Source organism: Vibrio cidicii (assembly GCF_009665415.1).
GTDB classification, from domain to species: Bacteria; Pseudomonadota; Gammaproteobacteria; order Enterobacterales; family Vibrionaceae; genus Vibrio; species Vibrio cidicii.
Map to the genome: position 1 here is coordinate 2,023,569 of NZ_CP035921.1, position 24,307 is coordinate 2,047,875.

Sequence of the window (24,307 nt, forward strand, 5' to 3'; positions counted from 1 at the left end):
TCAATTTCTGGCGCGTCATGATCAACAGAGATCGTGGCGAATCATAACTAGGAAGGAACACGATCGTGTCTAAAGAAAAATTTGAACGTACGAAACCGCACGTAAACGTTGGTACTATCGGCCACGTTGACCACGGTAAAACAACTCTAACTGCAGCTATCTGTACTACTTTGTCAAAAGTTTACGGTGGTAAAGCACGTGACTTCGCATCTATCGATAACGCACCAGAAGAGCGTGAGCGTGGTATCACAATCTCTACTTCTCACGTAGAGTACGACACACCAAACCGTCACTACGCACACGTAGACTGTCCTGGACACGCTGACTATGTTAAAAACATGATCACTGGTGCTGCACAGATGGACGGTGGTATCCTAGTTGTTGCTGCAACAGATGGTCCAATGCCACAAACTCGTGAGCACATCCTACTAGGCCGTCAGGTTGGTATCCCTTACATCATCGTATTCATGAACAAATGTGACATGGTTGATGATGAAGAGCTTCTAGAGCTAGTAGAAATGGAAGTTCGTGAGCTTCTATCTGAATACGATTTCCCAGGTGATGACCTACCAGTTATCCAAGGTTCTGCACTAGGCGCACTAAACGGCGAAGAGCAGTGGGAAGCGAAAATCGTTGAACTAGCAGAAGCGCTAGACAACTACATCCCAGAGCCAGAGCGTGCAGTAGACATGCCGTTCCTGATGCCAATCGAAGACGTATTCTCAATCCAAGGTCGTGGTACAGTAGTAACTGGCCGTATCGAGCGCGGTATTCTGAAAGTTGGTGATGAAGTAGCAATCGTAGGTATCAAAGATACTACAACCACTACTTGTACTGGTGTTGAGATGTTCCGTAAGCTGCTAGACGAAGGTCGTGCAGGTGAGAACGTTGGTGCACTACTACGTGGTACTAAGCGTGATGAAGTAGAACGTGGCCAAGTACTAGCGAAGCCTGGTTCAATCACTCCACACACTAAGTTCGAATCAGAAGTATACGTACTGTCTAAAGATGAAGGTGGTCGTCACACTCCATTCTTCAAAGGCTACCGTCCACAGTTCTACTTCCGTACAACTGACGTAACTGGTGATATCTCTCTACCAGAAGGCGTAGAAATGGTAATGCCAGGCGACAACATCCAAATGGTTGTTGAGCTAATTGCACCTATCGCAATGGACGAAGGTCTACGTTTCGCAATCCGCGAAGGTGGCCGTACTGTTGGTGCTGGTGTTGTTGCGAAGATCATCGCTTAATTCTCTGAGTTAAACGGAATCTTGCACTTTTCTTCAGCTTGAAGAACAGCGCGCAAGAAAAGAGGAAGCTTCGGCTTCCTCTTTTCGTTTTAGTTATAAAAAAATCGACATTTTCCTCTGAGTTTTCACGTGGATATCTAATGTTTTCAACATCTTCTTTGCGTATGAGGAGATTGAAAAACAAGCCTAAGTGGGCCTGGGTGTTTGCTGTTGCTAATTTTAATAACAATTCGATCTATCAGACACAATCAATAATGCTGGAAATAAGAATGATTCTCTTTTATTCTTTGTGGGTGTTATCAATTCAGGTTTGTGTTTGTATATGTACGTTTGCTTATGTCACGGTGTTTCAGATAAGAAGATTCGTCAACTTGTTCTGGAAGAGGGAGTGACGGACATTAGAGGGATAAAGAAGTGCACAGCACTGGGAAGCCAGTGTGGTAAATGTGTCAGAACCGCTAAAGAAGTGATGAACGAAATTGTGCCAGTTCTCTTCAGAGAGGCGAGTTAACATAGTTAGGTGTCGAGTTTTTTGACTCTTCCTTATTTGGTTCTAAAGTTAATAGAGCCAAATAGGAGGGCTATGTTATGAAAGGCGATCCAATCATCATTCAACATCTCAACAAAGTACTCGGAAACGAGCTTGTCGCTATTAATCAATATTTTCTGCACGCTCGCATGTATAAAGACTGGGGTTTGAAGCACTTAGCGGACAAAGAGTACCACGAATCGATTGACGAGATGAAACACGCTGATCATCTTATTGAGCGTATCTTATTCTTAGAAGGGCTCCCTAATTTACAAGATCTTGGTAAACTCATGATCGGAGAAGATACTCAAGAGATGCTTGAGTGTGACCTAAAGCTTGAAATGATGGCTATCCCGGATCTAAAAGATGCCATAGCCTACGCGGAAGATATCAGAGATTATGTCTCCAGAGATCTATTCCAAGAAATATTGGAAGATGAAGAAGAACACGTAGACTGGTTAGAAACACAACTGGGCTTAATCCAAATGACTGGGCTAGAAAATTACTTACAGGCTCAGTTTGTCGAAGAATAGCAGAACTCCAACCTATATTTATTGAAAGGGCATACGGCCAGATGATGTCGACAATGTGTCTACATCAGACAGCGTCTTTTTGTCTAGGCGATGCCTTTTTTCTCTAGCTGATACACGCCCCCCATCTATTCAACGTTTATTTTTCAAACAGTACTTGCAAGCCGTTTTGTGATCTGTATAATACGTCGCACTGACATGTTCAGTTGTGAACCAATGAGCAGCGAGGAGCCGACAAATCCTAATGATTTGAAGGGTAACGTAAACTCAGCTTATGTTCGCAGTTAATACAATTAGTAAACAACTTCACTTGTGATAGCTGAATGCTAATCGAAAATTAACTGACAATGTACCCAATTGTGGTACTACGGTTTCACATAAATCAATCGGCATTCTCTCGCTATATGCGAGTCTGAGTGGCGATATTGTTTGTGTAATTTTTAATAATTGGAGCTCTGTCTCATGCAGAACCAACGTATCCGTATCCGCCTAAAAGCTTTCGATTACAAACTGATCGATGCTTCTACAGCGGAAATCGTTGAAACAGCTAAGCGCACTGGCGCACAGGTTCGTGGTCCAATCCCACTACCTACTCGTAAAGAGCGTTTCACCGTTCTTATCTCTCCACACGTTAACAAGAAAGCTCGTGACCAGTACGAAATTCGTACTCACAAGCGTCTAATCGACATCGTTGAGCCAACAGACAAAACTGTTGATGCTCTGATGCGTCTAGACCTTGCTGCAGGCGTTGACGTTCAAATTAGCCTAGGTTAAGGGAGATTAGAAGAATGATTGGTCTAATCGGTCGTAAAGTGGGCATGACCCGCGTATTTACTGAAGAAGGCGTTTCTATCCCAGTAACAGTTGTTGAGGTTGAAGCGAACCGTGTTGCTCAAGTTAAATCTCTTGAGTCTGACGGCTATGCAGCAATCCAAGTTACTACTGGTTCTAAGAAAGCTAACCGTGTAACTAAGCCAGAAGCTGGTCACTTTGCGAAAGCGGGTGTAGAAGCTGGTCGCGGTCTTTGGGAATTCCGCTTAGAAAACGGCGAAGAGTTCGAAGTTGGTGCAGAACTAACTGTTGAACTGTTCAACGAAATTAAGAAAGTAGACGTTACTGGTACATCTAAAGGTAAAGGTTTCCAAGGCACTGTTAAGCGCTGGAACTTCCGTACTCAAGATATGACTCACGGTAACTCTTTGTCTCACCGTGCTCCTGGTTCTATCGGTCAATGTCAGACTCCAGGTCGCGTATTTAAAGGCAAGAAAATGGCAGGTCACATGGGTGCTGAGCGTGTAACGACTCAAAACCTAGAGATCGTACGAGTTGACGCTGAGCGCAATCTGCTTCTTATTAAAGGTGCAGTCCCAGGCGCAACTGGCGGTAACGTGATCGTCAAACCAGCTGTTAAAGCATAACGTCTAGGAGTAAGTAATGGAATTGATGGTTAAAGGTGCTAACGCACTAACTGTTTCCGAAACTACTTTCGGACGTGAGTTCAACGAAGCTCTTGTACACCAAGTAGTTGTTGCGTACGCAGCAGGTGCTCGTCAAGGCACTCGTGCTCAAAAGACACGTTCAGAAGTTTCTGGCGGTGGTGCTAAGCCATGGCGTCAAAAAGGTACTGGCCGTGCACGTGCTGGTACAATTCGTAGCCCAATCTGGCGTACAGGTGGTGTTACTTTTGCTGCGAAACCACAAGATCACAGCCAAAAAGTAAACAAGAAAATGTACCGTGGTGCGATGAAGAGCATTCTTTCTGAGCTAGTTCGTCAAGAGCGTCTAATCGTTGTTGATAACTTCTCAGTAGAAGCACCAAAGACAAAAGAGCTAGTAGCTAAGCTTAAAGAACTTGAGCTTAACGATGTACTCATCGTTACTGGCGAAGTAGACGAGAATCTATTCTTAGCTGCTCGTAACCTATACAAAGTTGACGTGCGTGACGCATCTGGTATCGATCCAGTAAGCCTAATCGCGTTTAACAAGGTTCTAATGACTGCAGCAGCAGTTAAGCAAGTTGAGGAGATGCTGGCATGATCACTGAAGAGCGTCTACTAAAAGTTCTACGTGCACCGCACATCTCTGAAAAAGCAACTATGGCTGCTGAGAAAGCGAACACTATCGTTTTCAAAGTAGCGAAAGATGCAACTAAGAAAGAGATCAAAGCAGCTGTAGAAAAGCTATTTGAAGTTGAAGTTAAGTCTGTAAATACTCTTATCACTAAGGGTAAGACCAAGCGTCAAGGTCTACGCCAAGGCCGTCGTTCAGACGTGAAGAAAGCGTACGTGACGTTGAAAGAAGGTCAAGATCTTGACTTCGTTGGCGGCGCGGAATAACAGGAGTAGTTGAATAATGGCTATTGTTAAATGTAAGCCGACTTCGGCTGGTCGTCGTCACGTTGTTAAAATCGTAAATGCTGACCTGTACAAAGGTAAGCCATACGCACCTCTTCTAGAGAAAAACTCTAAGAATGGTGGTCGTAACAACAACGGTCGTATCACAGTACGTCACATCGGTGGCGGTCACAAGCACCACTACCGTGTAGTTGACTTCAAACGTACTAAAGATGGCATCCCAGCGAAAGTTGAGCGTCTAGAATACGATCCAAACCGTAGCGCAAACATCGCTCTAGTTCTGTACGCAGACGGTGAGCGTCGTTACATTATTGCACCAAAAGGTTTGCAAGCGGGTGACGTTATCCAATCTGGCGTTGATGCGCCGATCAAAGCGGGTAACACTCTACCAATGCGCAATATCCCAGTGGGTTCTACCGTTCACTGTGTTGAACTAACTCCTGGTAAAGGTGCACAGTTGGCTCGTTCAGCGGGTGCTTACGCTCAGCTAGTAGCTCGTGATGGTTCTTACGTAACTATCCGTCTGCGTTCTGGCGAAATGCGTAAAGTTCTTTCTGAAGGCCGCGCAACGATCGGTGAAGTTGGTAACTCTGAGCACATGCTTCGTGAGCTTGGTAAAGCGGGTGCATCTCGCTGGCGCGGTGTTCGTCCAACCGTTCGCGGTGTGGTAATGAACCCGGTTGACCACCCACACGGTGGTGGTGAAGGTCGTACTTCTGGTGGCCGTCACCCAGTTTCACCTTGGGGTATGCCAACTAAAGGCTACAAGACTCGTAGCAACAAACGCACTGACAAGTACATCGTACGTCGTCGTAACAAGTAATCTATATAAAGAGGAATCGCCATGCCACGTTCTCTCAAGAAAGGTCCATTTATTGACCTACACTTGCTGAAGAAGGTAGAGAAAGCGGTGGAAAGCGGAGACAAAAAGCCACTTAAGACTTGGTCCCGTCGTTCAATGATCATCCCTACGATGATCGGTTTGACCATCGCTGTCCATAATGGTCGTCAGCACGTTCCAGTTTTCGTTACCGAAGAAATGATCGGTCACAAGCTGGGGGAATTCGCACCAACACGTACTTACCGCGGTCATGCTGCGGATAAGAAAGCTAAGAAGCGTTAAGGAGTAAATAATGGAAGCTATTGCTAAACATAACTTTGCTCGCATTTCGCCTCAGAAAGCTCGCTTAGTTGCGGATCTAATTCGTGGTAAATCTGTTGACCAAGCTCTTGAAATCCTAACTTTCAGCAACAAAAAAGCGGCTGTACTAGTTAAGAAAGTTCTAGAGTCTGCTATCGCTAACGCGGAGCACAACGAAGGTGCGGATATTGACGATCTGAATGTCGCAAAAATCTTTGTAGATGAAGGCCCAACCATGAAGCGTATTATGCCTCGTGCTAAAGGTCGTGCGGATCGTATCTTGAAGCGTTCAAGCCACATCACTGTTGTTGTAGCAGATCGCTAGAGACTAGGAGAGTAAGCAATGGGTCAAAAAGTACATCCTAATGGTATTCGTCTAGGCATCGTTAAGCCTTGGAATGCTACATGGTTTGCTAACACCAAAGATTTCGCTGACAACCTAGACGGCGACTTCAAGGTACGTCAGTTCCTAACTAAAGAACTGGCTAAAGCGTCTCTATCACGCATCGTTATCGAGCGTCCTGCTAAGAGCATCCGTGTGACTATTCACACAGCTCGCCCAGGTGTTGTCATCGGTAAGAAAGGTGAAGACGTAGAGAAACTACGCACAGCTGTAGCAAAAATTGCAGGTGTACCAGCGCAAATTAACATCGCTGAAGTACGTAAGCCTGAACTAGATGCGCAACTTGTTGGTGACAGCATCGCGTCTCAGCTAGAGCGTCGTGTAATGTTCCGTCGTGCTATGAAGCGTGCGGTACAAAACGCAATGCGTCTAGGTGCTAAGGGTATCAAAGTGGAAGTAAGCGGTCGTCTAGGCGGCGCTGAAATCGCACGTTCTGAGTGGTACCGTGAAGGCCGTGTGCCTCTACACACTCTACGTGCAGACATTGATTACGCAACTTCTTCGGCTCACACCACATACGGTGTAATCGGCATTAAAGTTTGGATCTTCAAAGGTGAGATCCTAGGCGGTATGCCAGCAGCAACTGAAGCTGCAGAGCCAAAGGCTGACAAGCCTAAGAAGCAGCGTAAAGGCCGTAAGTAAGGAGTCGACAGATGCTACAACCTAAACGTACTAAGTTCCGTAAGGTTCATACTGGTCGTAACCGCGGTCTAGCTAAAGGTACTGAAGTAAGCTTTGGTTCTTTTGGTCTTAAAGCTGTTGGCCGTGGTCGTTTGACTGCTCGTCAAATCGAAGCTGCACGTCGTGCTATGACGCGTCACATCAAGCGTCAAGGTAAAATCTGGATCCGTGTGTTCCCAGACAAACCTATCACTGAAAAACCACTTGAAGTTCGTCAAGGTAAGGGTAAAGGTAACGTTGAGTACTGGGTAGCCCAAATCCAACCTGGTAAGGTTATGTACGAAGTTGATGGTGTACCTGAAGAATTGGCGCGTGAAGCGTTCCGCCTAGCGGCTCGCAAACTGCCATTCAAGACTACATTTGTAACTAAGCAGGTGATGTGATGAAAGCACTAGATCTACGCGAAAAAAGCGTTGAAGAGCTTAACGCTGAGCTATTGAATTTGCTACGTGAACAGTTCAACTTGCGCATGCAAGCAGCAACTGGTCAACTACAGCAAACTCATACTCTGAAAGCTGTACGCCGTGATATCGCACGTGTGAAAACTGTTTTGACTGAGAAGGCAGGCGCATAATGAGCGACAAAATTCGTACTCAACAAGGTCGTGTTGTTAGTGACAAAATGGACAAGTCTATTGTTGTTGCTATCGAGCGCATGGTGAAGCACCCTATCTACGGTAAATTCGTTAAGCGCACGACTAAAGTTCACGCACACGACGAAAACAACGAATGTGGCATTGGCGACACCGTTGAAATTCGTGAGTGTCGTCCATTGTCTAAGACTAAATCTTGGACTTTGGTAAAAGTTGTAGAAAAGGCGAAGATTTAATCTTACCTCTTCTGTGAACGCGAACGGCTCCAAAATTATTTTTTGGAGCCGTTTATTTTTTGACTACCCAATCACAAAAAAGGGTGGTACAATTCGCGTCCCTTATAAAGAGGCAGCCCGACCCGAGAGGGTCTAGTTTTTTAATATTTAGCGGAGCACTAACATGATCCAAATGCAAAGTATGCTGGACGCAGCTGATAACTCAGGCGCTCGCAGCGTAATGTGTATTAAGGTTCTGGGTGGCTCTCACCGTCGTTATGCACACATCGGTGACATCATCAAAGTTACTGTTAAGGAAGCAATTCCACGCGGTAAAGTTAAGAAAGGTGATGTACTGAAGGCGGTGGTAGTTCGCACCCGTAAAGGCGTACGTCGTCCAGACGGTTCTGTCATTCGCTTCGACCGAAACGCTTGTGTACTGTTGAACAACAACAGTGAACAACCTATCGGTACACGCATCTTTGGTCCTGTGACTCGCGAACTTCGTGGCGATAAGTTCATGAAGATCGTTTCACTGGCTCCAGAAGTTCTGTAAGGAGCGGCAATATAATGGCAGCTAAAATCCGTCGTAATGACGAAGTAATCGTTCTTGCTGGTAAAGATAAAGGCAAGAAAGGTAAAGTAACTAAGGTTCTAGCAACTGGTAAAGTTATCGTTGAAGGTATCAACCTTGTTAAGAAACACCAGAAACCTGTTCCTGCACTAGGTATCCAAGGCGGTATCGTAGAGCAAGAAGCAGCAATCGACGTTTCTAACGTGGCTATCTTCAACGCTGCAACTGGTAAAGCTGACCGTGTCGGTTTCCGTTTTGAAGACGGCCAAAAGGTTCGTTTCTTCAAGTCAAACGGTGAAACCGTTTCTAACTAATTTAGAAAGTAATTTGGAGTTCTACTATGGCGAAACTGCATGATTACTACAAGTCGTCTGTAGTCGCTGAACTGACCAAACAGTTCGGTTACACAAGCGTCATGCAAGTCCCTAGAATCGAGAAAATCACCCTGAACATGGGTGTTGGCGAAGCTATCAACGATAAAAAACTGCTAGAAAACGCAGCTTCTGATATGGCAACGATCTCTGGTCAAAAGCCTCTTATCACTAAAGCGCGTAAATCTGTTGCAGGTTTCAAAATCCGTGAAGGCTACCCTATCGGTTGTAAAGTAACCTTGCGTGGCGAACGTATGTGGGATTTTATGGAGCGTTTAATCTCTATCGCTCTTCCACGTGTACGTGACTTCCGTGGTGTTAACGCTAAGTCTTTTGACGGTCGCGGTAACTACAGCATGGGCGTTCGCGAGCAAATCATCTTCCCGGAAATCGACTTTGATAAAGTTGATCGTGTACGCGGCCTAGACATCACTATTACGACGTCTGCTGGTACTGATGAGGAAGGCCGTGCTCTGCTGGCTGCCTTTAACTTCCCATTCCGTAAGTAAGGTGAAGGGTTACTGTTATGGCTAAACAATCAATGAAAGCACGTGAAGTAAAACGTGCAAAGCTAGTAGCTAAGTTCGCTGAGAAGCGTGCTTCTCTAAAAGCTATCATCAGCGATGTAAATGCATCAGAAGAAGATCGTTGGAATGCGGTTCTAAAACTGCAAACTCTTCCACGTGATTCAAGTGCGTCACGTCAGCGCAACCGTTGTAACCAAACTGGTCGTCCACACGGTTACCTACGTAAATTCGGTCTGAGCCGTATCAAAGTTCGTGAAGCTTGCATGAAAGGCGAGATTCCTGGACTTCGTAAGGCTAGCTGGTAATTGCCACTTAATCATTTGGAGTAAATCATATGAGCATGCAAGATCCGATTTCGGATATGCTGACCCGTGTTCGTAACGGTCAGGCAGCAAACAAAGTTGCTGTTAAAATGCCTTCTTCAAAGCTGAAAGTTGCAATTGCTGCACTACTTAAAGCTGAAGGCTACATCGCTGACTTCGCTGTTGAAGGCGACGTAAAACCTGAGCTAGAAGTAACTCTTAAGTACTTCCAAGCTAAACCAGTAATCGAGCAACTGAAGCGTGTTTCACGTCCAGGTCTGCGCGTCTACAAGAAGAAAGACGAGCTGCCATCTGTAATGGGTGGTCTAGGTGTTGCTATTGTTTCCACTTCCAAGGGTCTGATGTCAGACCGTGCTGCTCGTAAAGCAGGTCTTGGTGGTGAGATCATCTGCTACGTAGCTTAATAGGAGTAGAATATGTCTCGTGTTGCTAAAGCACCTGTCGCTATTCCAGCTGGCGTAGAGGTGAAACTGAACGGCCAAGAAGTTACCGTTAAAGGTGCTAAAGGTGAACTAACTCGCGTTCTAAACAACGCAGTAGTTATCGCTCAGGAAGAAAACAAGCTAACTTTCGGTCCTCGCGAAGGTGTTGCTAACGCATGGGCTCAAGCAGGTACTGCTCGCGCTCTAGTTAACAACATGGTTGTTGGTGTTACTGAAGGCTTCACTAAGAAGCTAACTCTTAAGGGTGTTGGTTACCGTGCTGCAATTAAAGGCAATGCGGTAGGCCTGACTCTTGGCTTCTCTCACCCAGTTGAGCACGAGTTGCCAGCGGGTATTAAAGCTGAGTGTCCAAGCCAAACTGAGATCGTACTAACTGGTTGTGACAAGCAGTTAGTGGGTCAAGTTGCGGCAGACATCCGTTCTTACCGCGCACCTGAGCCTTACAAAGGCAAAGGTATTCGTTACGCAGATGAAAATGTGCGTAGTAAAGAAGCTAAGAAGAAGTAAGGTAACACTATGGATAAGAAAGCATCTCGCATCCGTCGTGCTACACGTGCACGTCGTAAGATTGCAGAACTTGGTGCAACTCGCCTGGTAGTACACCGTACTCCTCGCCACGTTTATGCTCAAGTTATTGCGGCAAACGGCTCTGAGGTTATCGCAGCAGCTTCTACTGTAGAAAAAGCGATCCGTGAGCAAGTGAAATACACTGGTAACATCGATGCGGCTAAAGCAGTGGGTAAAGCTGTAGCAGAGCGCGCTCTTGAGAAAGGCGTAACTGCAGTTGCATTTGATCGTTCTGGTTTCCAATACCACGGTCGAGTAGCGGCGCTAGCAGATTCTGCTCGCGAAGCTGGTCTGAAATTCTAAGGTAGGGTTGGAAGATGGCTAAAGAACAACAAGTTCAAGCGAATGATTTGCAAGAAAAGCTAATCGCAGTTAACCGTGTTTCTAAAACGGTTAAAGGCGGTCGAATCATGAGCTTCACTGCACTGACTGTAGTTGGTGACGGTAATGGTCGCGTAGGTTTCGGTTACGGCAAAGCACGTGAAGTACCTGCAGCGATCCAAAAAGCAATGGAAAAAGCGCGTCGTAACATGGTTACTATCGCGCTTAACGAAGGCACTCTTCACCACCCAGTGAAAGGTCGCCACTCGGGCTCTAAAGTTTACATGCAGCCTGCTGCAGAAGGTACTGGTGTTATCGCAGGTGGTGCGATGCGTGCAGTACTAGAAGTTGCTGGTGTACACAACGTACTGTCAAAAGCGTACGGTTCTACTAACCCAATCAACATCGTTCGTGCAACGATTGATGCACTAGTAGACGTTAAGTCACCAGAAATGGTTGCTGCTAAACGTGGTCTAACTGTTGAAGCTATTTCGGAGTAAGAACACCATGGCAACTATTAAAGTAACTCAAACTAAAAGCTCAATTGGTCGCCTGCCTAAGCACAAAGCTACTTTGCGCGGTCTAGGTCTTCGTAAAATCAACCACACTGTAGAACTTGAAGATACACCGTGTATTCGCGGTATGATCAACAAAGTTTACTACATGGTTAAAGTTGAGGAGTAATCATAATGCTTTTGAATACTCTATCACCGGCTGCGGGTTCTAAGCCTTCTAAGAAGCGCCTAGGTCGTGGTATCGGTTCAGGCCTCGGTAAAACTGGTGGTCGTGGCCATAAAGGTCAAAAGTCACGTTCTGGCGGCAAAGTTCGTCCAGGTTTTGAAGGCGGTCAAATGCCTCTGAAACAACGTCTACCTAAGTTCGGTTTCACTTCTCGTAAGAGTCTAGTGACAGCTGAAGTTCGTCTAGCAGAGCTGGCGAAAGTATCTGGTGACGTAGTAGATCTAAACAGCCTAAAAGCGGCTAACATCATCACTAAGAACATCGAATTTGTTAAAGTTGTTCTTTCTGGCGAGCTTAGCAAAGCGGTGACTGTGAAAGGTCTACGTGTGACTAAAGGCGCTAAAGCTGCAATCGAAGCTGCAGGCGGTAAAATCGAGGAATAATCTCGAGGAACGAGGTACAGATGGCTAAAAAACCAGGACAAGATTTTCGTAGTGCTCAGAGCGGCTTAAGTGAACTGAAGTCGCGCTTATTATTCGTAATTGGTGCACTTTTAGTATTCCGAGCTGGCTCTTTTGTGCCGATTCCTGGTATTGACGCTGCTGTACTTGCCGATTTGTTCGAACAGCAAAAAGGCACCATCGTTGAAATGTTTAACATGTTCTCCGGTGGTGCACTTTCGCGTGCATCTATTCTAGCTCTGGGCATCATGCCGTATATTTCGGCATCGATAGTTGTTCAGTTGCTAACAGTAGTTCATCCAGCGTTAGCGGAACTCAAAAAAGAGGGTGAAGCAGGCCGTCGTAAGATCAGCCAATATACACGCTACGGCACGCTTGTACTTGCAACTTTCCAAGCTATTGGTATTGCAACGGGCTTACCAAACATGGTCGACAATCTGGTTGTTATCAATCAAACCATGTTTACGCTTATTGCAACCGTGAGTTTAGTAACCGGTACCATGTTCCTAATGTGGTTAGGTGAACAAATTACAGAGCGAGGAATTGGTAACGGCATTTCGTTGCTGATTTTTGCAGGTATTGTTGCTGGATTGCCTCAGGCAATCGGACAAACAATCGAGCAAGCGCGTCAAGGTGAATTGCATGTACTTCTTCTGCTGTTAATTGCAGTACTGGCTTTTGCAGTCATTTATTTCGTTGTTTTCATGGAGCGTGGTCAACGACGTATTGTTGTTAACTATGCAAAGCGTCAACAAGGTCGTAAAGTATTTGCAGCCCAGAGTTCACATTTGCCATTGAAAATAAATATGGCTGGTGTGATTCCTGCGATTTTCGCATCAAGCATTATTTTGTTCCCAGGAACATTGGCGCAGTGGTTTGGCCAAAATGGTGAAAGCAGCGCGTTCGGTTGGCTAACTGACGTGTCTTTGGCTCTTAGCCCAGGTCAGCCTCTGTATGTAATGTTGTATGCAGCAGCAATTATTTTCTTCTGTTTCTTCTATACGGCGTTGGTTTTCAACCCGCGTGAAACAGCAGATAACCTGAAGAAGTCTGGTGCATTCGTACCCGGTATCCGCCCAGGTGAGCAGACAGCCAAATACATTGATAAAGTGATGACGCGTTTGACCTTAGCTGGTGCGCTCTACATTACCTTTATCTGTCTGATTCCGGAGTTCATGATGGTCGCGTGGAACGTTCGTTTCTACTTCGGCGGAACATCACTACTAATTGTAGTGGTTGTTATCATGGATTTTATGGCACAGGTACAGACACATATGATGTCTCATCAATATGAGTCTGTGTTGAAGAAAGCGAATCTGAAGGGCTATGGCCGTTAATTCGGTAATAGACTCAGCAGTTTCAATTACGGAGTTTAGCAATGAAAGTTCGTGCTTCCGTTAAAAAAATCTGCCGTAACTGTAAAGTAATCAAGCGTAACGGTGTTGTTCGCGTGATTTGCAGTGAGCCAAAGCACAAACAGCGCCAAGGCTAATTCAGCAGAAATTTTTACTTGAAATATAAGGTAGTGTCGAGTATATTCCTCGGCCTACCTTTTGCGTGCAAAAGAAGTAGTATCCCGCAGCGTATCCATCACGGGCTTTGCTGCGGATAATTCTTTTATGAAACCTAGGAGTGAATAATGGCCCGTATTGCAGGCATTAACATTCCTGATCAGAAACATGCTGTAATCGCTCTAACAGCGATCTACGGTATCGGCAAAACTCGCTCTAAAGCTATCTTAGCTGAAGTGGGTATTGCTGAAGATGTTAAGATCAGTGAACTAACTGAAGAGCAGATCGATCAACTGCGTGATGGTGTAGCTAAATACACTGTAGAAGGTGATCTACGTCGTGAAGTTTCCATGAACATCAAGCGCCTAATGGATCTTGGCTGTTACCGTGGTCTTCGTCATCGTCGCAGTCTACCTCTACGTGGACAGCGTACTAAAACCAACGCTCGCACCCGTAAGGGTCCGCGTAAGCCGATCAAGAAATAATCGGGAAGGTAGAGTACAATGGCTAAACAACCAACTCGCGCGCGCAAGCGCGTACGCAAGCAAGTTGCGGATGGCGTTGCGCACATCCATGCTTCTTTCAATAACACAATCGTAACCATCACTGACCGTCAAGGTAACGCTCTTGCATGGGCAACTGCAGGTGGTTCAGGTTTCCGTGGTTCTCGTAAGTCTACTCCGTTCGCTGCACAGGTTGCTGCTGAGCGTTGTGCTGAAATGGCTAAAGAATATGGCCTAAAGAACTTGGAAGTTATGGTTAAGGGTCCTGGTCCAGGTCGTGAATCTACTGTTCGCGCACTGAATGCAGCTGGTTTCCGCATCACAAACATCGTTGATGCTACACCAATCCCTCATAACGGTTGTCGTCCACCGAAGAAACGTCGCGTTTAACGTTTCTAGGAAGATTGGAGAAGAATCATGGCAAGATATTTGGGTCCTAAGCTGAAGCTTAGCCGTCGCGAAGGCACTGACTTATTCCTTAAGTCTGGTGTTCGCGCGATCGATACCAAGTGTAAAATTGATAACGCACCAGGTGTACACGGCGCTCGTCGCGGTCGTCTATCTGAGTATGGCGTTCAGCTTCGTGAGAAGCAAAAAGTACGTCGTATGTACGGCGTTCTAGAAAAACAATTCCGTAACTACTACGCAGAAGCTGCTCGCCTGAAAGGCAACACTGGTGAAAACCTACTTCAGCTTCTTGAAGGTCGTCTTGATAACGTAGTTTACCGCATGGGCTTTGGCGCAACTCGCGCAGAAGCGCGTCAGCTGGTTAGCCACAAAGCTATCCTAGTTAACGGTAAAGTTGTAAACGTTCCTTCTTTCAAAGTAGCGGCTAACGACGTTGTTTCAATTCGCGAGAAAGCTAAACAGCAAGCTCGTATTAAAGCGGCTCTAGAAGTTGCTGAACAACGCGAAAAACCAACTTGGATTGAAGTAGATGGCGGCAAAATGGAAGGTACATTCAAGCGTATGCCTGAGCGTTCTGACCTGTCAGCTGACATCAACGAACAATTGATCGTCGAGCTTTACTCTAAGTAAGGTTTAAACTAAAGAGAGGACACAATGCAGGGTTCTGTAACAGAATTTCTTAAGCCACGTCTAGTTGACATTGAACAGATCAGCTCGACCCACGCAAAAGTAACTCTTGAGCCATTAGAGCGTGGTTTCGGCCATACTCTGGGTAATGCACTTCGCCGTATTCTGCTTTCTTCTATGCCTGGTTGTGCAGTGACAGAAGTAGAAATTGAAGGCGTACTTCACGAGTACAGTACTAAAGAAGGTGTTCAGGAAGATATTCTTGAAATTCTTCTAAACCTTAAAGGTTTGGCTGTGCGCGTTGCCGAAGGCAAAGATGAAGTGTTCATTACACTGAATAAATCAGGCTCGGGCCCTGTGGTTGCAGGTGACATCACCCATGATGGTGATGTAGAGATCGCTAACCCTGAACACGTTATTTGTCATTTAACCGATGACAATGCTGAGATCGCAATGCGTATCAAAGTAGAACGTGGTCGTGGTTATGTTCCAGCTTCAGCTCGTATCCATACTGAAGAAGATGAGCGTCCAATCGGTCGCCTACTTGTCGATGCTACTTTCAGCCCAGTAGACAAAATTGCCTACGCCGTTGAAGCAGCTCGTGTAGAACAGCGCACTGACCTCGATAAGCTTGTTATCGATATGGAAACCAACGGTACTCTAGAACCTGAGGAAGCTATTCGCCGCGCGGCAACAATTCTTGCTGAGCAGTTGGATGCATTCGTAGATCTTCGTGATGTACGAGTTCCTGAGGAGAAGGAAGAGAAGCCAGAATTCGATCCGATCCTACTCCGTCCTGTAGACGATCTTGAACTAACAGTTCGCTCTGCTAACTGTTTGAAAGCAGAAGCGATTCACTACATCGGTGATCTAGTACAACGTACCGAGGTTGAGCTACTTAAAACGCCAAACCTTGGTAAGAAATCTCTTACTGAGATTAAAGACGTACTGGCGTCACGTGGTCTGTCTCTGGGCATGCGCCTAGAAAATTGGCCACCTGCATCAATCGCTGAAGATTAATCGATACTAGTTAGAAGGATTAGGTCATGCGCCATCGTAAGAGTGGTCGTCAACTCAACCGCAACAGCTCACATCGTAAAGCGATGTTTAGCAACATGGCTAGCTCTCTTGTACGTCATGAAGTTATCAAGACTACATTGCCAAAAGCAAAAGAGCTACGTCGCGTAGTTGAGCCTTTGATTACACTAGCTAAGACTGACAGTGTTGCTAACCGTCGTCTTGCGTTTGCACGTACTCGTGACAACGAAGTAGTTGCAAAACTATTTAACGAACTAGGTCCACGTTTTGCTGCTCGTCAGGGCGGTTACACTCGTATCCTAAAAGCTGGCTTCCGTGCTGGTGATAAAGCTCCAATGGCTTACATTGAGCTTGTAGATCGCCCAGCTGCTGAAGAAACTGCTGCTGAGTAATCAGGTTCGTAAGAACGGAAAAGCCGAGCGATAGCTCGGCTTTTTTGTTGACATCATACTGAGATTTTGGCAAAAATTTCGCACCTCGCACCTCGCACCTCGCACCTCGCACCTCGCACCTCGCACCTCGCACCTCGCACCTCGCACCTCGCACCTCGCACCTCGCACCTCGCACCTCGCACCTCGCACCTCGCACCTCGCACCTCGCACCTCGCACCTCGCACCTCGCACCTCGCACCTCGCACCTAAAAAAAGCCGACCGAAGTCAGCTTTTGTTATCCGTGTAGAAATCCGTGCTTAAACGATAGCAAGCAGTTCCACTTCAAAGACGAGTGCTGCAAATGGAGGAATCGATGCACCAGCGCCACGCTCACCGTAAGCAAGGTCATGTGGGATGTACAGTTTCCATTTTGAGCCAACAGGCATCAGTTGCAGTGCTTCTACCCAACCTTTGATTACGCCAGTTACTGGGAACTGTGCAGGCTGACCGCGAGACACTGAGCTATCAAATACTGTTCCGTCAACGAGTTCACCGTGGTAGTGAACGCGAACGGTTTTGTCTGAAGTTGGGATCTCGCCATTACCTTCAGTGATGATTTCATACTGTAGGCCAGAGTCTAGAACAGTCACTTCAGAGCGTAGTGCATTGTCTTTTAGGAATGCTTCGCCATCAGCAGCGGCCGCTTTTGCAGCCTCTGCACGTGCCGCTTCTGCACGTGTGTAAAGTTCTTGCAGGGCTTTGTTGATCTCGTCAACCTCGATTGCTGGCATGTCACCAGTCAGTGCGGTGGCAATACCCGCAGCAATGGCATCTACGTTCAGACCGTCAAGGCCAGAACCCGCAAGTTGTTGACCCATTTGTAGACCAATACCGTAGCTGGCTTTTTGTTCTACCGTTTCAAATTTAATATCAGACATAAAAGTCGCTCTTTTATCGCGTAACAAAGCCTCAAAGGATAACAGTTTCGACTAGAGGTTTAAATCTTTCTACTTCACAACGATGTAACTTATGTGCTGTGACGAGGCTCGTACTCTTGGCGGAATGTCAGCTTTTTTACCGTCTACTGACCGAGTTTGAGGGTAATTCTCTATACTCTGGTGGTTTGTATTTTTATACTAGAGAACAAAGGGGTTTGGAGAAGTTTGCAATGAATCGTCGTAGAAAGAAGAAGCCACAAACTGACTATTTGGCGCTTGCAAAAGAGAACGTGACCAAGATTGAGTTCAAGCCATTGTTAATGCGAGTTCGCCGCTTGTGGGCTTTCCTGCCGATCTTGCATCGCCGAGCTCTTGCGGTATTAGTACCAATACTGCTGATTCTTTTGCTTTGGCCGACGAAGAAACTCGACCCTCAACCTGTGGTAGAAAAAGCACCGCAACGAGTTGCGCTTGACATCAATACTCGTGGATTGAGCGAGCAGCATGATTTACAGCAAGCTGATAGCAACTCGGCGATGTGGCAAGAATACTTGGTGCAAAATGGCGATACGCTTGCACAAGTGTTTCGCACTAATCAATTGGCGATGGGCGATCTGAATGCTTTGGTTAAAATCGAAGGCGCCGACAAACCACTGAGTCACATCAAACAAGGTCAATTGGTCCGATTTAAGCTTAATGAGGCCGGACAGCTTGATATTTTGCAGTTGGAAAAAGGCAACAGCTCGGTGATGTTCTTTCGTCTTTCTGATGGGGGCTTTGGCCGCAGTAAGTAGCCGCTTGGCCTCAACTTATTCTGCGAACCGCCCGTGACGCAGCTTGGCAAAGACGCTTTGCCAAGGGAAAAGTGGTAACACAATCAGTAAGATACCAGCCCAAGTGACACGATCAGGGTATTCGGCGAAAGCATACATGCCAATCAAGGTCACAAACAGCAAGCCCGAGTATTCCGCTAACGCGATTTGTCCGGCGGGCGCTTTTCGATACGCCGCGACCGCGAGACCGTTATAACCCAAAATACACACTGAGCTGGCTAAAATATACCCAGCAAGCGTGGGTGTGAGTGGTTGCCAACAGAGCAGCGCCAGCAACAGGGAGACAGGCAGTGACAACAGCGTTGTCCACCACAAAGTGGTTACTACTGTCTGCTCCGCGGGCAGTTTTCTCACCAACACATTAAAGAAAGCCAGAGTGAGCGCGGTGCCGAGCGCAAAACCGGCTGCCCAATGAAATTGCTCAGGGCGCAATACCACCAACACACCGACAAATCCCACCATCGTCCCGAATACTTTTGCCAGAGAAGGTCTCTCTTTGAGTAACCAGACGGACAGAGGCAGCATCAACAATGGCGCGGCGTAAAATACGGCGTTTGCGGTTGCCAAGGGTAAATAGGTAATGGAAACCATCATACAACCGCTGCCGATCAAGATTAGATGGGCGCGGGCTAAGGTAATGCGCGGCTGGGCCAGTGCTCGTTGTGTTTTGCGCTGCATCAGCCACAGTGGCGTGATCACCAATAATGAGAATAGCTGCCGGAGAAACATGTATTGAAATGGTGAGACGTTACCATCAATCAGTTTCACCGCGACATCAGACAGCGTTGCCAGCAAGTTGCCGACAACCAGTAAGACGATCGCGTAGCTCGCGGGCGTCACGGCTTAAGCTCGCTTCATGTCGACATGCGGAATGCCATCTTCCAGATACATCTCGGAAGTGACTATAAAACCGTGTTGCTGGTAAAACGGTTTAAGGTGTTCCTGCGCGCCGATTTCAATCGCCTCATTAGGCCACAACTGCTGGCAATGCATAATCGACTGTTGCATCAGCTGATGCCCCAAACCGCCACCGCGTGCGTTATGTTTGGTCGCCACACGGCCAATGCTGACGCTGTCGTAAGTGGTGCCAGCGGGGAGAAGACGAGTACACGCTACCAGCTCGCCGTTTTTATAACCGAGCAAGTGATGCACTCCGTGCAGAATGTCGTTGCCATCCAGTTCAGGGTAGGGGCAGTTTTGTTCGACCACAAACACGTCGACTCTCAGTTTGAGTAGTTGATACAACTGAGTGGTTGAAAGTTGTGAGAAAGGCACAAGATGCCATTGGATCATGGTGATGTTGTCCGCTTAACAATAAGAAGCATACTGTACGCCTTGCGGGCGATTTTTGGCATTAACATAAGTTAAAGTTTTTCATCCAGTTGGCGTTTTTTGATCCGACTGAGGCTTACCGGAGTGATACCCAGGTACGCGGCAATTTGCCGATCACTGAGCCTTTCGAGTAACACGGGAAACAACTGCTTAAATAGGTGGTACTTTTCCTCTGGGGTGTGTAGCAGCAGGAAACGTTCTTTGCGTTCTTTGTAAATCAGTTGGGTTTCGAGCAAGTGGAGATATAACGGATGAGCGGACGCTCGCCAAGCTTGCAAGCATTCGATAGGAAAGGTGAGCAAATGAACTGGGGTGAGACTTTCCAGCAGAAATGGACTGCCTTGCTCGCGGATCAGGCTTTCAAAGCCGATCATCCAATCGACTTCCCAGTAAAACTCTTTGCTGAACTCTTTGCCAGAGTCTGTCAGATAACAGGCGTGACAGAGTCCATCCAACAGGAAATAGCAGTGCTGCGGCGCTTCGCCTTGATGAATCAAGATGTGCCGAGTCGGTAACTGCAACTCTTTGGCGTTGGCGAGTACGTCTTGAATGGCCTCGTTTGAGAGGTTGAGCTGTTGTAGATATTGGGTGAAACGAGCAACCATAGCGATCCCTAAAAAAACCGCTGCCAAGTGACAGCGGTTTTGAGTTTAAGGATTTCTCTTCGACAGGAAAGTTATTTCTGCAAATTCAAGCGATACACCGCAAAGCCGACCTCATCGGTCGCCACTTGCTCCATCGGATAAATGCCTTTCGCTTTGATGAACTGCGCCGCTTTGTCGCTCGGTGAAGTTTCAAAGCGGATATCCAGCGCTTTTTCCGACTGAATAGGAGCAAAGGTCCAGTTGTTATCGGCGCTTGGGGTCACCTGTCCTTTCTCTTGGCTCACACGTGAGATGTAGCTGGCCAGCACACTGCGGTTTTCATCCGGTGAATCAAACGCCACAAATTCCGCGCCAGTACCTGGGAACTTGTTGCTGTACGCGCGGTAGTTGTTGGTCGCGATGATAAACGTCTGTTTCACGTCAATCGGCTTACCTTGATAGGTTAGATCAAGAATGCGCTGCGCTTCTGGATGAATCAGTTTACAGTCGCCGTCATATTTAGCGGGCTGCGTAACGTCGATTTGGTAGTTCACGCCATCAATCACATCGAAGTTATAAGTGCGAAACCCATCCCAGTCGATCAAAGATTGCGGCGCGCTGCTGTTGACATCGATCTGCTTGAACTGGCCAGCGCTACACTCCAACCACTCTTTGACTTGCTGTCCGCTGACTTTCATCGCGACCAGAGTGTTCGGGTAGAGATACAGATCGGCGGCGTTACGGAAGGTCAGTTGACCGGACTCCACTTCGGTAAAGTTGGCGGGATCATTCTTACGCCCGCCCGCTTTAAATGGCGCAGCGGCAGAAAGAACGGGTAGCCCAGCGAGATCTGGATCGCCTTGGATAAAGCGCTCAACGTAATCTTTTTGCGCCAAGTTGACGATTTGTACCGTGGGATCATCCTGCACTAGGGCAAGGAAGCTGTACATCACGTCATTGGCTTTACCAATAGGTTGGTTGACAAAATCACGCGTGCCTTTGTGATCGGCGGCAAGCGCATCGACAATCGCGCTGTCGGCGTCAACTAAGGGCTTTTGGCTCGCTTTGTCAAAAATTGGCCGTGCTTGCGTTTGCCCTTTGACCACCGACCATTTACCCTCTTTTTGTTGCAGCTCTAAATCGATGATGCCGACATGGCTGCCCCAGCGACCCGGCATCACCGCGGCCACGCCATTGATGGTGCCCTTTTGGTTGTCGACGCCTTGAATATGGTCAAACCCCTTGCCCGGGAAAACCGCGTGCGAGTGGCCAAAGGCAATCGCATCAATCCCTTTGACTTGTGAAAGGTAGTAGACCGAGTTCTCTGCGCCGATTTTGTAGGGATCGGAAGAGACGCCGGAATGAGGGATCGCAACGATCACATCCGCGCCCTCTTTTTTCATCTGTGGAACTAGGGCTTCGGCGGTCTCACGAATGTCTTTGGCAAACACTTTGCCTTCGAGGTTCTTCTTGTCCCACACCATGATCTGCGGTGGCACAAAGCCGATGTAACCCACTTTGATCGTATGTTCTGCGCCATTCACATCTTTAAAGCTGTGCTCTTTAATGAGGTAAGGCTTGAAGTAGTGCTTGCCGGTCTTTTGCTCAAACACGTTGGCGTTGATGTAGGGGAAGTTGGCGTCATTAATAGTTTCGGCGAGAAATTCCAAACCGTAGTTAAACTCGTGGTTACCGATATTGCCGACATCGTAGTGCAATTGGTTCATCGCCTTATACACTGGATGAACTTCACCCGCTTTGATGCCCTTAGCTGCCATGTAGTCACCCATCGGGCTGCCTTGGATCAAATCACCGTTATCCACCAACACACTGTTGGTTACTTCGGCTTGTGCTTGCTTCACCAAAGTCGCGGCACGGGTTAGGCCAATTTGCTGTGAAGGTTTATCTTTGTAGTAGTCGTAGTCCATCACATTGGTGTGAATATCGGTGGTTTCGATGATTCGCAATTGAATGGTTTCGGCCATCGCCGGGCCCGCGATAGCGAGCATGCTGGTTAAAACGGCTAGAGAGAGAGGGTTCACTGCCACTTTCATTTTTTGCTCCACAAGAGTCAGAGAGGAAGATTCGGTGACTAATGTAACAAAATATAATGAAAGCCATATTTAACTGGCTAAAAAAGTGTGATTTCAGCCGATTACTTTATGCCATTCTGTGCACTGCTTGCCATCTTTTGCCGTAGTGAGGCTTGTTGTGTGAGCAAAAGAGAAAAGTGCATGAGTTAGATAGAAAACTTCTTAGCAGTTTTTTGAATAAAAAATGAAATTTTAGAATTTCAGGTAATATAAAGAGCTCGCCATAATGCGCTTATCAAAAGTTCAATGGAAGCACGGCGTATGACCAGCAAGGAATCAGGAACGGTCTTTCCCTTCAAAAAGCCAACACTCGTTGCCGACAATCGCGCAGTGCCGAGTCGCTTTGCGCGCAGTCAACTCAAGTCTGGGGAAGTGGCTCTGGTGGGGGCTGGGCCGGGCGATCCTGAACTGCTCACGCTCAAAGCCTTGACCTATCTACAACAAGCTGATGTCGTGTTGTACGACTACTTGGTCTCCGATGAAATCATGGCTTTAGTGCCGAGTGACGCCATCTTGGTCTGCGTGGGTAAACGCGCCGGGCACCACAGTGTGCCGCAGGAAAAAACCAACCAACTGTTGGTTGATTTTGCCCAGCAAGGCTACAAGGTGGTGCGGATTAAAGGCGGCGATCCGTTTATTTTTGGCCGTGGTGGAGAAGAGTTGGAAGTGTTGGCAGACGCCGGGATTCGCTTTCAGGTGGTGCCGGGCATCACCGCAGCAGCGGGGGCAACTGCGTATGCGGGCATTCCTCTGACTCATCGCGACTACGCCCAGTCAGCGCTGTTTATTACCGGTCACCTTAAGGCAGAAAGCGATCAGATGGATTGGTCGACACTCGCGCGAGGTCAGCAGACTCTGGTGATCTACATGGGGCTGATGAAATCGAGCTATATCCAAGAGCAGCTTATCGCGCATGGCCGCGTCTCAAGTACGCCGATCGCCATCATTGAACGTGGCACACAGCAGACGCAAAAAGTATTTAAAGGGCAACTGGCTGATTTAGCCACTTTAGCCATACAGGCTGAAGCTCCTGCGCTGATTGTCGTAGGGGAAGTTGTTCAGCTATCCGACAAGTTAGATTGGTTTCTTGGTGACGAACAGGTAAATCTGAGCACATTGGCTCAGTCTGTTTAACCCCGAAGCCAACGTAATGGACCCATTCAGGCCGTCGAGCCTTAAAAGGAAAGAGATATGAATCAACAACGCTTGACTCATTTAAAGCAGCTCGAAGCTGAGAGCATTCACATCATCCGTGAAGTGGCTGCCGAGTTTGATAACCCAGTGATGATGTACTCGATAGGCAAAGACTCGTCGGTGATGCTGCATTTGGCGCGCAAAGCGTTTTATCCAGGAAAAATTCCCTTTCCACTACTGCATGTTGATACTGATTGGAAATTTCGCGAGATGATCGAGTTTCGTGATCGCACCGCGGAGAAATATGGCTTTGAGCTTTTGGTACATAAGAACCCAGAAGGTCTGGCGATGGGCTGTAGCCCGTTTGTGCATGGCTCCTCTAAGCATACCGATATCATGAAAACCCAAGGGTTGAAGCAAGCGCTCAACAAATATGGTTTTGATGCGGCCTTTGGCGGCGCGCGCCGCGATGAAGAGAAATCACGTGCCAAAGAGCGTGTCTACTCGTTTCGCGATAAGAACCACACTTGGGATCCGAAGAATCAGCGCCCGGAGCTGTGGAAAACCTATAACGGCCAGATCAACAAAGGCGAGAGCATTCGTGTCTTCCCACTTTCAAACTGGACCGAACTCGATATTTGGCAATACATCTATCTGGAAAACATTGAAATCGTGCCGCTTTACTTGGCCGATGTGCGTCCTGTGGTTGAGCGCGACGGCATGCTCATCATGGTGGACGACGACCGCATGAAATTGCGTGACGGTGAACAGATTGAACACAAGAGTGTGCGTTTTCGCACCTTAGGTTGCTACCCATTGACAGGGGCGATTGAATCGGAGGCCAATACCTTGACCGGCATTATCGAAGAGATGCTGGTGGCTACTTCGAGTGAGCGTCAAGGTCGGGCGATCGACCATGATCAGTCTGGATCGATGGAGCTGAAAAAGCGCCAAGGTTATTTCTAAAGGGA

General features: G+C 47.2%; 39 protein-coding genes. 34 read left to right on the forward strand and 5 right to left on the reverse strand.

Annotation, left to right across the window (positions count from 1 at the left end; all coding sequences use genetic code 11):
• The first annotated feature begins 65 nt into the window (after positions 1-65).
• The 31 genes from tuf to rplQ all read left to right on the forward strand — a co-directional run bounded on the left by tuf (position 66) and on the right by rplQ (position 16,442).
• Positions 66-1,250 (forward strand): elongation factor Tu, encoded by a 1,185-nt coding sequence (gene tuf, locus EWA64_RS10290; RefSeq protein WP_065819404.1) that lies wholly within the window; start codon positions 66-68, stop codon positions 1,248-1,250.
• Between the two features lie 322 nt (positions 1,251-1,572).
• Complete coding sequence (locus EWA64_RS10295; RefSeq protein WP_082796319.1) at positions 1,573-1,761, forward strand: (2Fe-2S)-binding protein; 189 nt, start codon at positions 1,573-1,575, stop codon at positions 1,759-1,761.
• Between the two features lie 77 nt (positions 1,762-1,838).
• Positions 1,839-2,312, forward strand: coding sequence for a bacterioferritin (bfr, locus tag EWA64_RS10300; protein ID WP_061893311.1), 474 nt, complete (start codon positions 1,839-1,841; stop codon positions 2,310-2,312).
• Positions 2,313-2,771: 459 nt separating this feature from the next.
• The gene (rpsJ, locus tag EWA64_RS10305) at positions 2,772-3,083 is read left to right on the forward strand and encodes a 30S ribosomal protein S10 (RefSeq protein ID WP_004410492.1); all 312 of its coding nucleotides are present in this window, start codon (positions 2,772-2,774) and stop codon (positions 3,081-3,083) included.
• A gap of 14 nt (positions 3,084-3,097) precedes the next feature.
• Positions 3,098-3,727, forward strand: a complete 630-nt coding sequence (rplC, locus tag EWA64_RS10310) for a 50S ribosomal protein L3 (RefSeq protein WP_045571753.1) — start codon at positions 3,098-3,100, stop codon at positions 3,725-3,727.
• Between the two features lie 16 nt (positions 3,728-3,743).
• Positions 3,744-4,346 carry a 50S ribosomal protein L4 gene (gene rplD / locus EWA64_RS10315; RefSeq protein ID WP_039431099.1) on the forward strand — a complete coding sequence of 201 codons (603 nt, stop codon included), beginning with the start codon at positions 3,744-3,746 and terminating at the stop codon, positions 4,344-4,346.
• Positions 4,343-4,645: a 50S ribosomal protein L23 gene (gene rplW, locus EWA64_RS10320; RefSeq protein ID WP_039440295.1), complete on the forward strand. Its 303-nt coding sequence runs from the start codon at positions 4,343-4,345 to the stop codon at positions 4,643-4,645. Before rplD ends, rplW begins: the two co-directional genes overlap by 4 nt.
• A gap of 16 nt (positions 4,646-4,661) precedes the next feature.
• Complete coding sequence (gene rplB, locus EWA64_RS10325) at positions 4,662-5,486, forward strand: 50S ribosomal protein L2 (RefSeq protein ID WP_045571752.1); 825 nt, start codon at positions 4,662-4,664, stop codon at positions 5,484-5,486.
• Positions 5,487-5,507: 21 nt separating this feature from the next.
• The gene (rpsS, locus tag EWA64_RS10330; RefSeq protein WP_011078827.1) at positions 5,508-5,786 is read left to right on the forward strand and encodes a 30S ribosomal protein S19; all 279 of its coding nucleotides are present in this window, start codon (positions 5,508-5,510) and stop codon (positions 5,784-5,786) included.
• A gap of 10 nt (positions 5,787-5,796) precedes the next feature.
• A complete protein-coding gene (gene rplV, locus EWA64_RS10335) occupies positions 5,797-6,129 on the forward strand; it encodes a 50S ribosomal protein L22 (RefSeq protein ID WP_005528535.1) in 333 nt (110 codons plus the stop codon).
• 18 nt (positions 6,130-6,147) lie between these two features.
• A complete protein-coding gene (gene rpsC / locus EWA64_RS10340; protein WP_045571751.1) occupies positions 6,148-6,849 on the forward strand; it encodes a 30S ribosomal protein S3 in 702 nt (233 codons plus the stop codon).
• Positions 6,850-6,860: 11 nt separating this feature from the next.
• Complete coding sequence (rplP, locus tag EWA64_RS10345) at positions 6,861-7,271, forward strand: 50S ribosomal protein L16 (RefSeq protein ID WP_004728605.1); 411 nt, start codon at positions 6,861-6,863, stop codon at positions 7,269-7,271.
• Positions 7,271-7,462 (forward strand): 50S ribosomal protein L29, encoded by a 192-nt coding sequence (gene rpmC / locus EWA64_RS10350; RefSeq protein WP_004398465.1) that lies wholly within the window; start codon positions 7,271-7,273, stop codon positions 7,460-7,462. The genes rplP and rpmC overlap by 1 nt, the downstream gene beginning before the upstream one ends.
• Positions 7,462-7,716, forward strand: a complete 255-nt coding sequence (gene rpsQ / locus EWA64_RS10355; RefSeq protein ID WP_039440288.1) for a 30S ribosomal protein S17 — start codon at positions 7,462-7,464, stop codon at positions 7,714-7,716. The genes rpmC and rpsQ overlap by 1 nt, the downstream gene beginning before the upstream one ends.
• A gap of 163 nt (positions 7,717-7,879) precedes the next feature.
• Positions 7,880-8,251, forward strand: coding sequence for a 50S ribosomal protein L14 (rplN, locus tag EWA64_RS10360; RefSeq protein WP_039431069.1), 372 nt, complete (start codon positions 7,880-7,882; stop codon positions 8,249-8,251).
• Between the two features lie 14 nt (positions 8,252-8,265).
• Positions 8,266-8,583: a 50S ribosomal protein L24 gene (gene rplX, locus EWA64_RS10365; RefSeq protein ID WP_045571749.1), complete on the forward strand. Its 318-nt coding sequence runs from the start codon at positions 8,266-8,268 to the stop codon at positions 8,581-8,583.
• Positions 8,584-8,609: 26 nt separating this feature from the next.
• Positions 8,610-9,149 (forward strand): 50S ribosomal protein L5, encoded by a 540-nt coding sequence (gene rplE / locus EWA64_RS10370; RefSeq protein ID WP_039431067.1) that lies wholly within the window; start codon positions 8,610-8,612, stop codon positions 9,147-9,149.
• Positions 9,150-9,166: 17 nt separating this feature from the next.
• A complete protein-coding gene (gene rpsN, locus EWA64_RS10375; RefSeq protein WP_039431064.1) occupies positions 9,167-9,472 on the forward strand; it encodes a 30S ribosomal protein S14 in 306 nt (101 codons plus the stop codon).
• 29 nt (positions 9,473-9,501) lie between these two features.
• A complete protein-coding gene (rpsH, locus tag EWA64_RS10380) occupies positions 9,502-9,894 on the forward strand; it encodes a 30S ribosomal protein S8 (protein ID WP_039440281.1) in 393 nt (130 codons plus the stop codon).
• Between the two features lie 12 nt (positions 9,895-9,906).
• Entirely contained in the window at positions 9,907-10,440 is a 534-nt protein-coding gene (gene rplF, locus EWA64_RS10385) for a 50S ribosomal protein L6 (RefSeq protein ID WP_045571748.1), read from the forward strand.
• Positions 10,441-10,449: 9 nt separating this feature from the next.
• Positions 10,450-10,803 carry a 50S ribosomal protein L18 gene (rplR, locus tag EWA64_RS10390; protein WP_039440276.1) on the forward strand — a complete coding sequence of 118 codons (354 nt, stop codon included), beginning with the start codon at positions 10,450-10,452 and terminating at the stop codon, positions 10,801-10,803.
• A 14-nt stretch (positions 10,804-10,817) separates the two neighbouring features.
• Complete coding sequence (rpsE, locus tag EWA64_RS10395; protein ID WP_011078816.1) at positions 10,818-11,321, forward strand: 30S ribosomal protein S5; 504 nt, start codon at positions 10,818-10,820, stop codon at positions 11,319-11,321.
• Positions 11,322-11,328: 7 nt separating this feature from the next.
• Positions 11,329-11,505 (forward strand): 50S ribosomal protein L30, encoded by a 177-nt coding sequence (gene rpmD / locus EWA64_RS10400; RefSeq protein ID WP_005379565.1) that lies wholly within the window; start codon positions 11,329-11,331, stop codon positions 11,503-11,505.
• Between the two features lie 5 nt (positions 11,506-11,510).
• Positions 11,511-11,945, forward strand: a complete 435-nt coding sequence (gene rplO, locus EWA64_RS10405; RefSeq protein WP_061893312.1) for a 50S ribosomal protein L15 — start codon at positions 11,511-11,513, stop codon at positions 11,943-11,945.
• A 20-nt stretch (positions 11,946-11,965) separates the two neighbouring features.
• Positions 11,966-13,300 carry a preprotein translocase subunit SecY gene (gene secY, locus EWA64_RS10410; protein ID WP_039431014.1) on the forward strand — a complete coding sequence of 445 codons (1,335 nt, stop codon included), beginning with the start codon at positions 11,966-11,968 and terminating at the stop codon, positions 13,298-13,300.
• Between the two features lie 41 nt (positions 13,301-13,341).
• Positions 13,342-13,455: a 50S ribosomal protein L36 gene (gene rpmJ / locus EWA64_RS10415; RefSeq protein WP_000868186.1), complete on the forward strand. Its 114-nt coding sequence runs from the start codon at positions 13,342-13,344 to the stop codon at positions 13,453-13,455.
• A gap of 147 nt (positions 13,456-13,602) precedes the next feature.
• Positions 13,603-13,959 (forward strand): 30S ribosomal protein S13, encoded by a 357-nt coding sequence (gene rpsM / locus EWA64_RS10420; protein WP_039430953.1) that lies wholly within the window; start codon positions 13,603-13,605, stop codon positions 13,957-13,959.
• A gap of 18 nt (positions 13,960-13,977) precedes the next feature.
• Entirely contained in the window at positions 13,978-14,367 is a 390-nt protein-coding gene (gene rpsK, locus EWA64_RS10425; protein WP_001118870.1) for a 30S ribosomal protein S11, read from the forward strand.
• A gap of 27 nt (positions 14,368-14,394) precedes the next feature.
• Positions 14,395-15,015: a 30S ribosomal protein S4 gene (gene rpsD / locus EWA64_RS10430; RefSeq protein ID WP_039430781.1), complete on the forward strand. Its 621-nt coding sequence runs from the start codon at positions 14,395-14,397 to the stop codon at positions 15,013-15,015.
• 24 nt (positions 15,016-15,039) lie between these two features.
• On the forward strand, positions 15,040-16,032 hold the full coding sequence (locus EWA64_RS10435) for a DNA-directed RNA polymerase subunit alpha (protein WP_039430778.1): 993 nt from the start codon (positions 15,040-15,042) through the stop codon (positions 16,030-16,032).
• Positions 16,033-16,058: 26 nt separating this feature from the next.
• Positions 16,059-16,442, forward strand: a complete 384-nt coding sequence (gene rplQ / locus EWA64_RS10440; RefSeq protein ID WP_039430775.1) for a 50S ribosomal protein L17 — start codon at positions 16,059-16,061, stop codon at positions 16,440-16,442.
• A gap of 297 nt (positions 16,443-16,739) precedes the next feature.
• Here rplQ and bamJ read toward each other — a convergent pair whose 3' ends face one another.
• Complete coding sequence (bamJ, locus tag EWA64_RS10445) at positions 16,740-17,360, reverse strand: BamJ family beta-barrel-assembly machinery protein (protein ID WP_061895316.1); 621 nt, start codon at positions 17,358-17,360, stop codon at positions 16,740-16,742.
• Positions 17,361-17,590: 230 nt separating this feature from the next.
• Between bamJ and EWA64_RS10450 the strand changes: the two genes are divergently transcribed.
• Positions 17,591-18,154, forward strand: coding sequence for a LysM-like peptidoglycan-binding domain-containing protein (locus tag EWA64_RS10450; RefSeq protein WP_061895315.1), 564 nt, complete (start codon positions 17,591-17,593; stop codon positions 18,152-18,154).
• Between the two features lie 15 nt (positions 18,155-18,169).
• Here the strand turns inward: EWA64_RS10450 and EWA64_RS10455 are convergent, their stop codons facing one another.
• The 4 genes from EWA64_RS10455 to cpdB all read right to left on the reverse strand — a co-directional run bounded on the left by EWA64_RS10455 (position 18,170) and on the right by cpdB (position 22,163).
• The gene (locus EWA64_RS10455) at positions 18,170-19,033 is read right to left on the reverse strand and encodes a DMT family transporter (protein WP_061895314.1); all 864 of its coding nucleotides are present in this window, start codon (positions 19,031-19,033) and stop codon (positions 18,170-18,172) included.
• Positions 19,034-19,036: 3 nt separating this feature from the next.
• Complete coding sequence (locus EWA64_RS10460; RefSeq protein WP_061895313.1) at positions 19,037-19,486, reverse strand: GNAT family N-acetyltransferase; 450 nt, start codon at positions 19,484-19,486, stop codon at positions 19,037-19,039.
• Positions 19,487-19,557: 71 nt separating this feature from the next.
• On the reverse strand, positions 19,558-20,130 hold the full coding sequence (locus tag EWA64_RS10465) for a Crp/Fnr family transcriptional regulator (RefSeq protein ID WP_061895312.1): 573 nt from the start codon (positions 20,128-20,130) through the stop codon (positions 19,558-19,560).
• 71 nt (positions 20,131-20,201) lie between these two features.
• On the reverse strand, positions 20,202-22,163 hold the full coding sequence (gene cpdB / locus EWA64_RS10470) for a 2',3'-cyclic-nucleotide 2'-phosphodiesterase (protein WP_061895311.1): 1,962 nt from the start codon (positions 22,161-22,163) through the stop codon (positions 20,202-20,204).
• A gap of 300 nt (positions 22,164-22,463) precedes the next feature.
• Here cpdB and cobA point away from each other — a divergent pair, with 300 nt between their 5' ends.
• Both cobA and cysD read left to right on the forward strand, forming a co-directional pair.
• Positions 22,464-23,336, forward strand: a complete 873-nt coding sequence (gene cobA, locus EWA64_RS10475) for a uroporphyrinogen-III C-methyltransferase (RefSeq protein ID WP_061895310.1) — start codon at positions 22,464-22,466, stop codon at positions 23,334-23,336.
• Positions 23,337-23,393: 57 nt separating this feature from the next.
• The gene (gene cysD / locus EWA64_RS10480) at positions 23,394-24,302 is read left to right on the forward strand and encodes a sulfate adenylyltransferase subunit CysD (protein WP_039430753.1); all 909 of its coding nucleotides are present in this window, start codon (positions 23,394-23,396) and stop codon (positions 24,300-24,302) included.
• Positions 24,303-24,307: the final 5 nt, after the last annotated feature.